At 59.5% G+C, this 14,573-nt stretch carries 13 protein-coding genes; 6 read left to right on the forward strand and 7 right to left on the reverse strand.

Annotated features, from left to right (window positions below):
• Window positions 1–62: 62 nt before the first annotated feature.
• Window positions 63–500: a nucleoside deaminase gene (locus tag FHX08_RS13310; RefSeq protein WP_132653211.1), complete on the forward strand. Its 438-nt coding sequence runs from the start codon at window positions 63–65 to the stop codon at window positions 498–500.
• A 95-nt stretch (window positions 501–595) separates the two neighbouring features.
• Here FHX08_RS13310 and FHX08_RS13315 read toward each other — a convergent pair whose 3' ends face one another.
• The 4 genes from FHX08_RS13315 to FHX08_RS13330 form a co-directional block, all read right to left on the reverse strand.
• A complete protein-coding gene (locus FHX08_RS13315) occupies window positions 596–1,225 on the reverse strand; it encodes a hypothetical protein (RefSeq protein ID WP_132652498.1) in 630 nt (209 codons plus the stop codon).
• A gap of 131 nt (window positions 1,226–1,356) precedes the next feature.
• Entirely contained in the window at window positions 1,357–4,263 is a 2,907-nt protein-coding gene (gene ileS / locus FHX08_RS13320; protein WP_184327227.1) for an isoleucine--tRNA ligase, read from the reverse strand.
• Window positions 4,264–4,540: 277 nt separating this feature from the next.
• Window positions 4,541–6,016 (reverse strand): monocarboxylate uptake permease MctP, encoded by a 1,476-nt coding sequence (gene mctP, locus FHX08_RS13325; RefSeq protein WP_132652501.1) that lies wholly within the window; start codon window positions 6,014–6,016, stop codon window positions 4,541–4,543.
• Window positions 6,006–6,203: a DUF3311 domain-containing protein gene (locus FHX08_RS13330; protein ID WP_132652503.1), complete on the reverse strand. Its 198-nt coding sequence runs from the start codon at window positions 6,201–6,203 to the stop codon at window positions 6,006–6,008. Before FHX08_RS13330 ends, mctP begins: the two co-directional genes overlap by 11 nt.
• A 228-nt stretch (window positions 6,204–6,431) precedes the next feature.
• Between FHX08_RS13330 and FHX08_RS13335 the strand changes: the two genes are divergently transcribed.
• Entirely contained in the window at window positions 6,432–7,646 is a 1,215-nt protein-coding gene (locus tag FHX08_RS13335; RefSeq protein WP_132652505.1) for an MFS transporter, read from the forward strand.
• Between the two features lie 61 nt (window positions 7,647–7,707).
• Here the strand turns inward: FHX08_RS13335 and FHX08_RS13340 are convergent, their stop codons facing one another.
• Both FHX08_RS13340 and FHX08_RS13345 read right to left on the reverse strand, forming a co-directional pair.
• Entirely contained in the window at window positions 7,708–8,691 is a 984-nt protein-coding gene (locus FHX08_RS13340; protein WP_132652506.1) for a bifunctional riboflavin kinase/FAD synthetase, read from the reverse strand.
• Window positions 8,692–8,705: 14 nt separating this feature from the next.
• Entirely contained in the window at window positions 8,706–9,554 is an 849-nt protein-coding gene (locus FHX08_RS13345) for a TIGR01459 family HAD-type hydrolase (RefSeq protein ID WP_132652508.1), read from the reverse strand.
• Between the two features lie 355 nt (window positions 9,555–9,909).
• Between FHX08_RS13345 and groES the strand changes: the two genes are divergently transcribed.
• The 3 genes from groES to FHX08_RS13360 all read left to right on the forward strand — a co-directional run bounded on the left by groES (window position 9,910) and on the right by FHX08_RS13360 (window position 13,118).
• Window positions 9,910–10,206, forward strand: a complete 297-nt coding sequence (gene groES, locus FHX08_RS13350; protein WP_012706990.1) for a co-chaperone GroES — start codon at window positions 9,910–9,912, stop codon at window positions 10,204–10,206.
• Between the two features lie 56 nt (window positions 10,207–10,262).
• Window positions 10,263–11,900, forward strand: a complete 1,638-nt coding sequence (gene groL, locus FHX08_RS13355; RefSeq protein ID WP_132652510.1) for a chaperonin GroEL — start codon at window positions 10,263–10,265, stop codon at window positions 11,898–11,900.
• 771 nt (window positions 11,901–12,671) lie between these two features.
• Window positions 12,672–13,118: a hypothetical protein gene (locus FHX08_RS13360; protein ID WP_132652512.1), complete on the forward strand. Its 447-nt coding sequence runs from the start codon at window positions 12,672–12,674 to the stop codon at window positions 13,116–13,118.
• Between the two features lie 68 nt (window positions 13,119–13,186).
• Here FHX08_RS13360 and FHX08_RS13365 read toward each other — a convergent pair whose 3' ends face one another.
• Window positions 13,187–13,897, reverse strand: a complete 711-nt coding sequence (locus tag FHX08_RS13365) for a glutathione binding-like protein (RefSeq protein WP_132652514.1) — start codon at window positions 13,895–13,897, stop codon at window positions 13,187–13,189.
• Between the two features lie 204 nt (window positions 13,898–14,101).
• On the opposite strand from FHX08_RS13365, the gene FHX08_RS13370 reads away from it, so the two are divergent.
• Complete coding sequence (locus FHX08_RS13370; RefSeq protein WP_132652516.1) at window positions 14,102–14,551, forward strand: DoxX family protein; 450 nt, start codon at window positions 14,102–14,104, stop codon at window positions 14,549–14,551.
• Window positions 14,552–14,573: the final 22 nt, after the last annotated feature.

Here is a 14,573-nt window from a genome sequence, read left to right on the forward strand (position 1 = left end):
CTATCAGGTCGCGCACCTGCGGTTAAGTGGAAATTCTTGCGAACGTGAAGACAAATCGATTTATGGAGATGGCGTTAGAGGAAGCGCGCGCTGCGGGAGACCGCGGCGAAGTGCCGATCGGCGCCGTTGTCGTGGTCGATGGCGAAGCGATCGCAAGCTCCGGAAACCGCACCCGGGAACTCAACGACGTGACCGCCCATGCCGAAATCGCCGCCATTCGCATAGCTGCCGACAGGCTCGGCCAGGAGCGGCTCGTCGGTGCCGATCTCTATGTGACCCTGGAACCCTGTACGATGTGTGCGGCGGCGATTTCATTTGCCCGTATCCGCAGGCTTTATTACGGCGCGGAGGATCCGAAAGGTGGCGCGGTCGACAATGGCGTGCGCTTTTATGCGCAGCCGACCTGCCATCATGCGCCGGAGGTCTATTCCGGCTTCAACGAGACCGAATCCGCTGACATGCTGAGGACATTCTTTTCGGAGAAACGAGACACGCCTTGATGCCCGTTAGGAATCACCGGGCTCCTTGTCGTCTGCGGCTGTCTCACGTCGCGCAGACGCCACACCGGTTCACTGAGGACCAGCGATAGCGGGTTTTATTGAAGGATCTGCCACCATTTGGTGCCGCTGCCGGCAACGGCCGCGTCCTTCTTACGCTGCTTGTCTTTCTTCTGCTCCGGCGTGCCCAGATCGTCGAGCTTTGCCGGATCATCGACCGCGCGATATTCGGTCGGCGGATCGGAAATGTAGCGGCGCTGGTCGATATAGGCGCCCTTCTGCAGGGCGCGCGCTTCACGATATGCCTTGGTCTGGGCTTCGGTCGTCTGGCGTCCGCCCTCGATGGCGGAACTGGCAAGCGGCGAACGATAGGCTGGATTGTCCGAATTTTCGTCGGCTTCCTTGACGAGACGCTGGCGGGCTTCTTCAGGCGATTCAACCCACTGCGGATTGTCCTTATTGGCAACGGTTTGCTGCGGCTGGACGAGAGTTTCCTTCTGGTCCTTCGCGGGCATGACGAGCGTCGGACGCGGCGTGTATTTCACACCGGCATTTTTCGGGCCTGGGCCAGTCAGTGAAACGGATTGGCCGAGGTCGTCGGCAAGCTGTTCCATGGCGGTCTTGTCGGTGCCGTAAGTCGGGCTGCTGGCGCAACCTGACATCAAGGAGCTTCCCGCCATCACAAGAGACAGGCAGGCGCCCAAACGGAACCAATGCGTCGCTAACATGAAAACCCTTCCCGCATGCCGGAATCAGTACTGCCCACCGGACAATCGTCCCCCTGACGCAAAAATCCGGCCATTTTCAGGCAGCTTTTACCGGATGAACGCCACAAAGGCAATTCACCCGGCAAATATCTTCAGGCCCGGATACCGAGTTCGCGCAATGCCGCAGCGTCACGCGCCGAGACATCGGGATAATCAGGGTCGGAGCCGACATCGGTTGTGATGCGCCACGAACGGGCGCATTTGACGCCTTCGGCAAGCTTCGGAACGACGGCGACTTCGGGGACTTCGGCCAAGCGGAAGGCTTCAGCCGGGCCAGCGCTCGCCTCGACCTTGATGCCCGAGGTGATGCAAACTTCGCTGAAATCCTGACCTTCGAGCGCCTTCAACAGTTCCGCGTCGGCGACATAGACGACGGGGGCTGCTTCCAGCGACGAGCCGATGCGCTTGTCCTTGCGTTCGATTTCGAGCGCTCCGGTCACGACGCTGCGGATCGCGCGGATCTTCTTCCATTTCTCAGCCAGCGCGTCGTTGTGCCATTCCTTCGCAACCGGAGCAAACTGCTCCAGATGTACGGAGACGGCCGACGGATTGCGCGAGAGCCATGCTTCTTCGGTCGTGAAAGGCAGCATCGGGGCGAGCCAGGTCACCATACAATCGAAGATCATGCGGATGACATAGAGCGCCGAGCGGCGGCGAAGGCTGGAGGGCGCATCGCAGTAGAGCGCATCCTTGCGGACGTCGAAATAGAAGGCCGAGAGCTCGACATTGGCAAAATCGATCAATGCGCGGGCGATCTTCTTGAAGTCGAAGGCGTCGTAGTTTTCACGCACGAGCTGATCAAGCTCAGAGAGGCGATGCAACATCAGTTGCTCCAGCTCCGGCAGATCGGAAAGTGAGATGACTTCGCCCTTGTCGTGCGCCAGCGTGCCGAGCATCCAGCGGATGGTGTTGCGCAGCTTACGATAGGCATCGACATTGGTCTGGATAATCGTCTTGCCGACACGCAAATCGTCCGCATAGTCAGAGGTCATGACCCAGAGACGCAAGATGTCGGCGCCGGCATCTTTCATCACTTCCTGCGGCGAAGTGACGTTACCCTTCGACTTCGACATCTTCTCGCCCTTCTCGTCCATGGTGAAACCATGAGTGAGGACGGCATTATAAGGCGCGCGGCCACGGGTGGCAGCCGATTCCAAGAGCGAGGAGTGGAACCAACCGCGATGCTGGTCGGAACCTTCAAGATAGAGATCGGCCGGCCACTTCAAGTCGGGGCGGTCTTCCAGGGTAAAGGTGTGGGTGGAGCCCGAGTCGAACCAGACGTCGAGAATATCCATGACCTGCGACCACTTGGACGGATCATGCTCGTTGCCGAGGAAGCGCTCCTTGGCGCCTTCGGCAAACCAGGCATCGGCGCCTTCGGCATCGAACGCGTCAAGGATGCGCTGGTTGACGGCATCATCCTGCAACACTTCACCATGCTCGTCGACGAAGACGCAGATCGGTACGCCCCATGCGCGCTGGCGAGACAGAACCCAATCCGGGCGCTGCTCGATCATGGCGCGCAGACGGTTCTGGCCGGCAGCGGGCACGAAGCGGGTATCGTCGATCGCCTTCAGCGCGCGGGTGCGCAGCGTCGTTCCGTCCGCCAGCGTCTTGTCCATATAGACGAACCACTGCGGCGTGTTGCGGAAGATGACCGGCTTTTTGGAGCGCCAGGAATGCGGATACTGGTGCTTCAGGCGGCCACGGGCAAAAAGTGTGTTGCGTTCGATCAGCGCCTTGATGACGCGGTCGTTGGCATCGCCCTTCTTGCCATTGTCGTCGATGACTCGTGCGCCTTCGAAGCCGGGGGCGTCAGCCGTGTAGAAACCGCCATCGTCAACCGGGAACGGGATCTTGGTCTCGATACCGCGTGCCTCGATCTCGCGGCCGTGCGCCATCCAGACATCGAAGTCTTCGCGGCCGTGGCTCGGCGCGGTATGCACGAAACCGGTACCGGCATCATCAGTGACATGATCGCCATCGAGCAGCGGTACGGCGAATTCGTAGCCGCCGCCGAGGCCCTTAAGCGGATGGGCGCAGGTGATGCCAGAGAGATCGGCAGCCGTGACGTCGGAAAGGCGCTTATACTGCAGCTTTGCCTTGGCGAAAGATTCTTCGGCGAGCTTGTCGGCGAAAACAAGCTTCTCACCCGGGCGCGGACCAAATTCGTTCTCGGCGGCCGTCACTTCGTAAAGGCCGTAGGCAACGCGCGAGGAATAGGCGATCGCCCGGTTGCCAGGGATCGTCCAGGGCGTTGTGGTCCAGATGACGACGAAGGCATCCTTGAGACCATCAGAGCCCTTTGCGACCGGGAACTTCACCCAGATCGTGTCGCTCTCATAATCATGGTACTCGACTTCGGCTTCCGCCAGCGCCGTGCGCTCGACGACCGACCACATGATCGGCTTGGAGCCGCGATAGAGCTGGCCGCTCCTGGCGATCTTCAACAGTTCGCCGGCGATGCGGCTTTCCGCGTGGAAGTTCATCGTCAGGTACGGGTTTTCGAAATCGCCTATTATGCCGAGGCGCTGGAACTCGCCGCCTTGGATGGCGATCCATTTTTCGGCATAGGCGCGGCATTCGCGGCGGAATTCGATCATCGCCGACGGTTCGGTCAGGTCAGGCTTGGCCTTGCCCTTGGCGCGGTAGTTTTCTTCCTCGATCTTCCATTCGATCGGCAGGCCGTGGCAGTCCCAGCCGGGAACGTAGTTGGAATCGTAACCGCGCATCTGGAAGGAGCGGGTGATGACATCCTTGAGGATCTTGTTCAGCGCGTGGCCGATATGGATGTTGCCATTCGCATAGGGCGGGCCGTCGTGCAGGACGAATTTTTCGCGGCCGGCGGCGGACGCACGCAGCTTCTTGTAGAGGTTCATCTGCTGCCAGCGGGCAACGAGTTCCGGCTCCTTCTGCGGCAGGCCGGCGCGCATCGGGAAATCCGTCTCGGGCAGATAGAGGGTCTTCGAGTAATCGATCTTTTCGGCTGTATCGGTCATGTGTGACAATCGTTTCTGGCGGCCCGGATGGGCGCGCGGATATCAAATCTATGGTGACGGAAAGCGCTTGCTCAGCTCAAGCGCCAAAAACCCGGACCTTCCGGCCGCTCAGCGCGCGCGGAAGACCGGGCCGATAATTCGTATCGAATGCGCCAGCCGGATTTTACTCATCGCGCCGGTTCATAGGCGCTTTTCAGCGGAAAAGGAAGAGGGATTTCAGTCCTTCGCCTTCACGAAAAGCCGCAGCAGGACGCTTGCGGCTTGGCACCAGGCGGGCTCAGGCCCTTGCCGTTCCCCGTGCCGGCGCCAGCAGATTGACGATGACGGCGACGAGGATGTTCACCACCAGGGCCAGCAGGCCGATATAAATGGTGAAGGACGTATCCCCAAGGCTGATCGGTTGCAGCGGTTTCAGGCCGTTGATCCAGACGAGGAAGGTGCCGCCGAAGAAGCCGACAAACCAGCCGGCAAGCAGGCCGGGCGCGCGGAACCAGCCGGTGTAGAGGCCGAAGACAAGTGCAGGCAGCGTCTGCACGATCCATATGCCGCCCAGAAGCTGCAGATCGAGCGCAAACTGCGTAGGCAAGAAGATGACAACGAGCAGAGCACCGATCTTCACGACGAGCGAGGTCACCTTGGCGACCTTGGCCTCACCCGCTGGGGAGACTTCGGGGTCGATATAGGCCTTCCAGAAATTGCGGGTGAAAAGATTGGCCGCCCCGATGCTCATCACTGCCGCCGGCACCAGTGCGCCGATCGCAATCGCCGAGAATGCAAAGCCGGCAAACCAGCTCGGGAAGAGCGTTTGGAAAAGAGCCGGCACGACATCATTCGGGCTGTCGAGCTTCAGGTTGGCGGCGTGGCCCATATAGCCGAGCAAGGCGAGGAGGCCGAGTAGAAGCGTATAGGCCGGCAGCAGCACCGCATTCTTGCGGATCGTGTTGCCGCTGTTGGACGCGAAGATGCCAGTCAGCGTATGCGGATACATGAAGGCGGCGAGAGCCGAGCCGAGCGCCAGCGTCGCGTAGGCGACGTACTGGTTGGGGGCAAGCAGCAGGCTTCCCGATCCCTTGGCCTGGAAGGCGGCGTCGGCGGCGTTGAAGACATTGGCATAACCGCCGAGCTTCGAAGGGATCAGGGCGACTGCGGCTATCACCACGATATAGATCATGATGTCCTTGACGAAAGCGATCAGGGCCGGTGCGCGCAATCCCGCGGAATAGGTATAGAGCGCCAGCACGATGAAAGCGATGGCGAGCGGCAGTTCGCCATGCAGACCGAGCGCCTTGAAGACCGCCGCCATGCCGACCAGTTGCAGGGCGATGTAAGGCATGGTGGCGATGGCGCCGGTGATGGCTACCGCCAGCTCCAGCCCGCGCGAGCCATACTGGCCATGAACCACATCGGCAGCCGTGACGTAACCGAAATCCTTCGCCCGCTTCCAGAGCACTGGCATGACCATGAAGACGAAGGGGTAGACGATGATCGTATAGGGCAGCGCGAAGAAGCCATAAGCGCCGACGGTATAGACGAGCGCGGGCACCGCAATGATCGTATAGGCGGTGTAGAAATCGCCGCCGACAAGGAACCAGGTGATCCAGATACCGAAGCTGCGCCCGCCAAGGCCCCATTCATCGATGTGCGCAAGCGTTTCAGGTTTGCGCCAATGGGCGGCGATGAAGCCCATAACGGTGACCAACAGAAAGAAGAAGATAAAGATGGCAAGCGCCGTCATGTTGCTTTCAGTCGTCATGGCGCATGCTCCGATAGGCGATCCAGGTCAGGAACGCTGTTATCGGTACCCAGAGAAGCTGATACCAATAGAAAAAGGGGAAGCCGAGAACGACCGGGTCGCGGAAATTATAGAAGGGCACCCAGAGAAGCCCGATATAGGGGATGAGGAGCAGCCAGCAGGCTGCCGTTCCAAAACCTTTGTCCATGTCGAGATCGCCTTTCGAAGCTTGGGCGCAGTCGATCCGCGTCTTATCTCCAAAATGAAATATGCCCCGGCGACGGGTCGGCAAGCAGAAGACGGCTGCGATTTCGTTGCTTCCAATACAAAAAATTCAAAACCCCTGTCGATTTCCGGCTTGCCCGATCGTCTTTGACTTGCAGGCATGAAATTTCATCATGTCAGATCAAACCCGTCCGTAAGGAGTGATGAGGATATGAGCAGTTCCTATCGTTGGGTTATCGTCGCGGCCGGCGCACTGATGACGTGCGTGGCTCTCGGCGCCATGTTTTCTCTCGCAATTTTCCAGCAACCGATCGCCGACGCGACCGGCTGGTCGCATGCCGGTATCGCCAGCGCCATGACGCTGAATTTCATCGTCATGGGCATAGGTGGCTTCTTCTGGGGCGCTGCCAGCGACCGGTTCGGACCGCGCCCGGTGGTGCTGATCGGTGCCGTCATTCTCGGGCTGGCGCTGATGCTGGCCAGCCGCGCAGAAACGCTTCTGCAGTTCCAATTGACCTACGGCGTGCTCGTCGGCCTTTCAGCCAGCGCCTTTTTCGCGCCGATGATTGCCGCGACGACAGCGTGGTTCGACGAGAACCGCGGCCTTGCCGTCTCGCTGGTTTCGGCCGGCATGGGCGTTGCGCCGATGACGATCTCGCCCTTCGCGCGCTGGCTGATCACATCCTATGAATGGCGCCCGGCGATGATGATCATCGGCATCGGTGCGCTCATCCTGATGATCCCGGCCGCCCTTCTCGTACGCCAACGGCCGTCGCCGCCTGTCGATACGCATGAGGCAATCGTCTCAGGCGATGGCGGCGCCGCTGACCTTTGGACGGTTTTCCGTTCGCCGCAGTTCATCGTGCTCGGGCTCACCTTCTTTGCCTGCTGCGCCGCCCATTCCGGGCCGATCTTTCATATGGTGAACTATGCCACGCTCTGCGGCGTAGCCCCCATGGCCGCGGTCAGCATCTACAGTGTCGAGGGTCTTGCCGGTCTCGGCGGACGCCTGCTCTATGGCACGTTGGCGGACCGGATCGGTGTGAAGCGGGTGATCGTTGCAGGCCTGCTGATACAGGCAGCGGCGCTTGCGACCTATCTTGCCGTCAGCAAACTCGGCGAGTTCTACGCACTCGCCGTCATCTTCGGCAGTGCCTATGGTGGGGTGATGCCACTCTATGCCGTGCTGGCGCGCGAATATTTCGGCCCACGTATCATCGGCACGGTCTTTGGGGCAGCGACGATGCTGTCCAGCCTCGGAATGGCCTTCGGCCCGCTGGTCGGCGGGTGGATCTACGACACCTATGCCAACTACTCGTGGCTCTTTATCGGCTCCGCTCTGGTCGGGCTCGGTGCGGCAGCAATTGCACTCGCCTTCCCGCCGCTGCCGCGACCGAAGGCGCAGCCTGCACTCGGGGCAGCCTGAGCAGTTCTTCGCGTTTATGCAATTCCGGACGCAAAACGCCTATGCACTTTGCTGGAATTGTTCAGTCGAAACAGAGCTTCCGGTCGAGTTCGCCAAGTGGCCTCACACCCGAAAGCAGAGCCCTCGCCTCTTCCTCGTCGCGCTTCATCTGCGCGACGAGCGGATCAAGCCCGTCAAATTTCAGTTCCGGACGCAGATAGCCGAAGAAGGAGACCGAACAGGTCTGGCCATAGAGATCGCCGCTGAAATCAAAGAGATAGGTTTCTAGCAGCGGCGCGCCGTTTTCCGTCACCGTCGGGCGGCGGCCGTAGCTTGCCACCGCATCATAAAGCTTGCCGTTTTCGAGGCGGAAGCGAACGGCATAGATGCCCGCCGCAAGATCCACCTCCGGCGGCAGCTGCATATTGGCAGTCGGAAAACCGAGCTGGCGGCCAAGCTTTTCACCGCCAATCACCTTCGACTGCACCGTATAATGATAACCGAGCATGGCGGCGACGGCAGAGACGTCGCCTTCCTTCAGCAGCGCCCGGACATGGCTCGAGGAGACGACATCGGTATTCTCGTCGCGGAAGGCGTCGATCAGGGTGACGCCGAAGCCATATCTGTTGCCGGCATCCATCAGGAAGGCCGGCCCGCCCTCGCGGCCGCGGCCGAAATGGAAATCGAAGCCGGTCACCACCTGGGAGGCTCCGAGCCAGTCCTTCAGGATGGAATGAATGAAATCTTCCGCCGAACGCTGCGAAAAGTCGTAATCGAAGGGATATTCGATGACGGCGTTGAAGCCCATTTCCTCCAGGATGCGCGCCTTGAAGGGGGCGGGCGTCAGACGAAAGACCGGCGCATCCGGCTTGAAGACGGTACGCGGATGCGGCTCGAAGGTCAGCACGAGGGCGGGAATGCGACGCTCTCGTGCTATATCGAGCGCTCGGTTCAGCACGGATTGGTGACCGCGGTGAACGCCGTCGAAATTGCCGATGGCGATGACGCCGCCCTTCAGATGCTCGGGTAGCGGATCGCGGGTTTCATTGCGGTGAAATACGGTCATCGGCTTCATTTCTCTTATGCGAGGCGCGGCATCCACCACTTGGGTGCGGCTTTTTCCCGTTCGAGATAGGCGTGCAGGATCGCCTCGTCTGTCTCGCCGTTCAACGTATATTCCTTCGCGTGGATGCCACCGCTGATGTAGAGAAGATCGAGGCCATAATTCAAGGCGCCGCGAACGTCCGTCGGCATGCCGTCGCCGATCGCCAGCACGCGGTCAATAGGGAAGTCGCCGCGCACTTCACGGGCTGCGGCAAGCGTTGCCTCATAGATCGGCCGGTGCGGTTTGCCGGCAATACGGGTGGAGCCGCCGAGCTGCTCATAATAGGCGGCCATGGCGCCGGCGCAGGGAATGATGCGGTGGCCGCGCTCGACGACGAGATCGGGATTGGCGCAGATCATCGGCACGCCACGGGATTTGAAATCCAGCAGCATGTCCCTGTAATCCTCGGGCTTCTGTGTCTCGTCGTCGAAGAAACCAGTACAGACGACGGAGGTAGCTTCGCCGGCGGCGGCGCGCTCGATATCGAGGCCTTCGAGGATTGGACTGTCGCGTTCGGGGCCGAGCAGGAAAACCTCGCGCGGACCTTCGGCGATCAGCGCCCGGGTCACATCACCGGAGGTGACGATGCGGTCATAGGCGCCGTCGGGCACGCCGATCTGGCGCAACTGCTCGACGACCTGCCAGGAGACGCGGGGTGAATTGGTAATCAGAACGACGGCCAAGCCGGCGGCACGGGCGGCCTGCAGCGCCTCGCCGGCCTTGGGAAACGGATCGACGCCGTTATGCACGACGCCCCAGACATCGCAGAGCACCGCGTCATATCGATCGGTGATCTCGGAGAAGTTCGCAATCCGCTTTGCCATTCCGCTTTCCTGCTTCGCTTTCGGTCACCGGTGACATTGCAAAGGCGGACTTTAATGGCAAGGCATTTTCTGCATCGGAAGATGCCTGACGAAGGATAGTGAGCACGATAGGATCGAACCTATACCGTCCCGCCAAGGCTTATAAAAAAGCCGGACGCGGCCTGGGGCTCGGTAACCATATTGACGAATCCCGCCCGTCTCCACAATTCCGGCATAAAAATCCGTGAAGGCTCTTCTTGACTCCTTCCGGAGCCATCCCTAAATGCACGGCGCTAGCACTCACGGGAGTTGAGTGCTAACATTCTCCATGTGGGCCACCCGGTCCGCGAATGTCATTTGATCGAGGGATTAGACAATGGCAAGCACCAATTTCCGCCCGCTTCACGATCGCGTCGTCGTCCGTCGCGTTGAATCCGAAGAGAAGACCAAGGGCGGCATCATCATCCCGGATACCGCTAAGGAAAAGCCGCAGGAAGGCGAAATCGTCGCTGTCGGTTCCGGCGCTCGTGACGAGTCCGGCAAGGTCGTTCCGCTGGACGTGAAGGCTGGCGACCGCGTTCTGTTCGGCAAGTGGTCCGGCACCGAAGTCAAGATCAACGGCGAAGACCTTCTCATCATGAAGGAAGCCGACATCATGGGCATCATCGGCTGATCAGCCGGTTGTCTTTCACCTGTAATCGCTGACACCCCTTTTCAGGAGTTCTCAAAATGGCAGCTAAAGAAGTAAAATTCGGCCGCGGCGCGCGCGAAAAGATGCTGCGCGGCGTCGATATCCTCGCTGACGCAGTGAAGGTCACTCTCGGTCCGAAGGGCCGTAACGTCGTTATCGACAAGTCCTTCGGCGCTCCGCGCATTACCAAGGACGGTGTTTCGGTCGCCAAGGAAATCGAACTCGAAGACAAGTTCGAAAACATGGGCGCGCAGATGGTCCGCGAAGTTGCTTCGAAGACCAACGACGTCGCCGGCGACGGCACCACGACTGCAACGGTTCTTGCACAGGCCATCGTTCGCGAAGGCGCAAAGGCGGTTGCTGCCGGCATGAACCCGATGGACCTGAAGCGCGGTATCGACCTCGCTGTTGCTGAAGTCGTCAAGGATCTCCAGGCCAAGGCCAAGAAGATTAACACGTCGGAAGAAGTTGCCCAGGTCGGCACGATCTCCGCAAACGGCGAAAAGCAGGTCGGTCTCGACATTGCTGAAGCCATGCAGAAGGTCGGCAACGAAGGCGTCATCACCGTCGAAGAAGCCAAGACCGCCGAAACCGAACTCGAAGTCGTCGAAGGCATGCAGTTCGACCGCGGCTACCTGAGCCCGTACTTCGTCACCAACCCGGAAAAGATGGTTGCTGACCTCGAAGATGCCTTCATCCTCCTGCACGAAAAGAAGCTCTCGAACCTGCAGTCCATGCTCCCGGTTCTCGAAGCTGTCGTTCAGACCGGCAAGCCGCTCCTCATCATCGCTGAAGACGTCGAAGGCGAAGCTCTTGCGACCCTCGTCGTCAACAAGCTGCGCGGCGGCCTCAAGATTGCTGCCGTCAAGGCTCCGGGCTTCGGCGACCGCCGCAAGGCCATGCTCGAAGACATCGCCATCCTGACGGGCGGCACGGTCATCTCCGAAGACCTCGGCATCAAGCTCGAGTCTGTCACCCTCGACATGCTCGGCCGCACCAAGAAGGTCTCGATCTCCAAGGAAAACACCACGATCGTCGACGGCGCTGGCGCCAAGTCCGACATCGAAGGCCGTGTTGCTCAGATCAAGGCCCAGATCGAAGAAACCACTTCCGACTATGACCGCGAAAAGCTGCAGGAACGTCTTGCCAAGCTCGCTGGCGGCGTTGCCGTCATCCGCGTCGGCGGTTCGACGGAAGTCGAGGTTAAGGAGAAGAAGGACCGCATCGACGACGCTCTCAACGCGACGCGCGCTGCTGTTCAGGAAGGCATCGTCCCGGGCGGCGGCGTCGCGCTGCTGCGTTCTTCCACGAAGATCACCGCTAAGGGCGAAAACGACGACCAGGAAGCCGGCATCAACATCGTTCGCCGCGCTCTCCAGGCTCTGGTTCGCCAGATCGCTGAAAACGCTGGTGATGAAGCTTCGATCGTTGTCGGCAAGATCCTCGACAAGAACGAAGACAACTACGGCTACAACGCCCAGACGTCTGAATTTGGCGACATGATCTCCATGGGCATCGTCGACCCGGTCAAGGTTGTCCGTACGGCTCTGCAGAACGCAGCTTCGGTTGCTTCGCTGCTGATCACCACGGAAGCCATGATCGCCGAGCTGCCGAAGAAGGACGCTCCGGCAATGCCGGGCGGCATGGGCGGCATGGGCGGTATGGACATGATGTAAGACGCCGGAGGCGTCTTACAGCATAGTTCATAAAACCGCCCATCATCTAAAGTGGTTCAGCGCGTCAAGCGCGCTGAACAGGCGGTATGGACATGATGTAAGACGCTAGAGTCGTCTTACATCTGAACCAACTGGTTCGGTCTATGGAGGGCGGTCTTCGGACCGCCCTTTTCTTTATTCCGCTCTCTTCTATTCAACGATTCGAAAATGCTGCCTTGCTTAAGCATTTAATCAGGTCACTACATGCCGCTTCTGGACTGAAACTTTCGCGAGGCTTGCGTATCGTGTATTTTCCCAACTTAAGGAAATCCGGTCTCCGAGCCGCCTAATCTACGAAAACTGCCTGCTGTGGTGCGAGTGAAACCGTTTACACGACACAGAAATGAGAATTTTGCTCACGAGATTACTTGATCGCGTACAAATTCACTCAAAGTCCCAGTCATAACGCCAGCCTAACGCCCCCGAAAAAGCCGTTGCCGTTTGCGCAAAAGCTCCTATAAATCCGCGCTGCAATTGACGTTGGGCCCGGACGAACACTCGCCCCAGACGAGACCGGAACGCGCCAAAGGCCAATGCGTGAACATTCGGGCTATCGAAGGTCTCCGCTAACATATGAGAGTAAACTTGCGGGAAGTCGGCGGCCGCCATTGGTGCCGAGCGAGTAGGTTGTTCCCATAAGGTACAAGCACGGGCATGATGCCTGGCGCTACATGATCCTGTTTCTTTGTTTGCCGAGCGCGGCGGGGAGCCGCACCCGAACTGGGGAACGCCTTGTTTAAGATCGCCAAAGCCAATGCTGCCGCGCCTTTGATGCCCGGCTCGCTGGATTACAATCATCATAATCACGATATGTTGGCGCAGTTTTCCGTCTCTGAAAGCTGGATCGGAGATTTTTCGACTGGAGCCATCAGGCTCGGAGAGTGGAGCGCAATGCTGCACGGCCTCTCGGCGCAGGAATGCGGCCTGTTGAGCCTAGTGCGCTGCTATGATGCAAGAGATCGCAACCACGTTCTGCAGCTCTTCGAACAGGCGGCGACGCTTTCCTCCTCTTTCTGTTTTTCAACGACCATCATCATGCCGAACGGTCTGCGCCAGCCCCTCTTCTGCATGGGTGAATCCAACGGTCTGGAAGAAAAGTACAGCGGCAGCATGGTCGGCGTCTTCATATTCCCGCGCTTCAAGCTGGAAGGCGCTAACCAGCTCGTCAGCCGCCAGTAATTTGCGCAAGGTGCGCCAGAAAAAGGCCGGTTGTTATATCGGCCTTTTTCGTTTCAATGCAAAGACCATCAGTCCGGCTTAACCGGAATGTTAAGCCCCTTCTCGCTCGCCGGGCGGGCGATGCAGCGCTGCAACCAATCCATAACGGCTGGAAACTTCGCATATTCCAGCATCTCGCGACCGCCATAAAAGATGTCGGCGCCACGGATCCACGGGAAGGTGGTGATGTCAGCGATCGTGTACTGGTCGCCCATGATCCACTGGCGGCCCTGCAGGCGGCTCTCCAGCACGCCGAGCAGTCGCTTGGCTTCGTCGCGATAACGCTCCACCGGGTAGGAATTGTTGGCGACCTTGTCGGCAGCGAATTTGTGAAAATGGCCGAACTGGCCGAACATCGGGCCGATGCCGGCCATCTGGAAAAAGACCCACTGGATGGTTTCGTAACGGCCCGCTGCATCCGCCGGGATGAGCTTGCCGGTCTTCTCAGCGAGATAGAGCAGAATGGCGCCCGACTCAAAAAGGCCGATCGGCTTTCCGTCGGGGCCGTTGGGATCGATGATGGCCGGGATGCGGCCGTTCGGGTTCAGCGAGACGAATTCTGGCGTCTTCTGATCGGTGGTCGCAAAAGACACATAGTGCGGCTCATAGGGCAGCGCGAGTTCCTCCAGCGCCACCGAGATCTTCACTCCGTTCGGCGTCTGCAGGGAATACAGCTGGATAATATCGGGGTTCTTCGCCGGCCAGCGGCTGGTGATTGGAAACGCGGAAAGATCTGCCATTGGTTTCTCCTTGGGTGAGGCGGCGACCATATGAGACGCCCACACTCCAACGCAAGCCGCCCTATCGTTTCTTATTGGTGAACAAACTGTCCGCTACTGTTTATCTTTCCCTGACGCCGGAAAAAGGCGAAATAGGAGGCATTCGAGGTCCAACACGGTGCCGGGGCATCAAGACCTCCAACGCCATTCAACGGAGCAACGTCCATGTCGAACACGAACAACGTCCTCATCCTTCTCGCCCGCATCCTCCTGTCCTTCATGTTCCTCTTTGCCGGCTTCGGCAAGGTCACCGATCCCTCAGCTACCGCAGGCATGATCGCCGGCGCCGGCCTCCCAGCCTCCACCGCGTTGACCTACCTTGCCGGCATCTTCGAACTCATCATGGGCGCTTCAGTACTCATCGGCTATCAGGTCCGCTACACGGGCTGGCTGATCGCTGCCTTCTGTGTATTTACCGGCATCGTCTTCCATCTGCCGACCGTCAACGTTCCTGACTTCCCGGCTGCTGCCAACGGCTGGATCAACGGCCTGAACTTCGTGAACTTCCTGAAGAACATCACGCTTGCCGGCGCTTACATCATGCTCGCCACCAACGGCGCAGGCGCCTACTCGGTCGACGCTCGCCGCGGCCTGCAGACCGTCGCTGCCCGCTAATCGATATCCTCCCAAGCACACC

It is taken from the genome of Rhizobium sp. BK529, assembly GCF_014194105.1.
Lineage (GTDB): Bacteria > Pseudomonadota > Alphaproteobacteria > Rhizobiales > Rhizobiaceae > Rhizobium.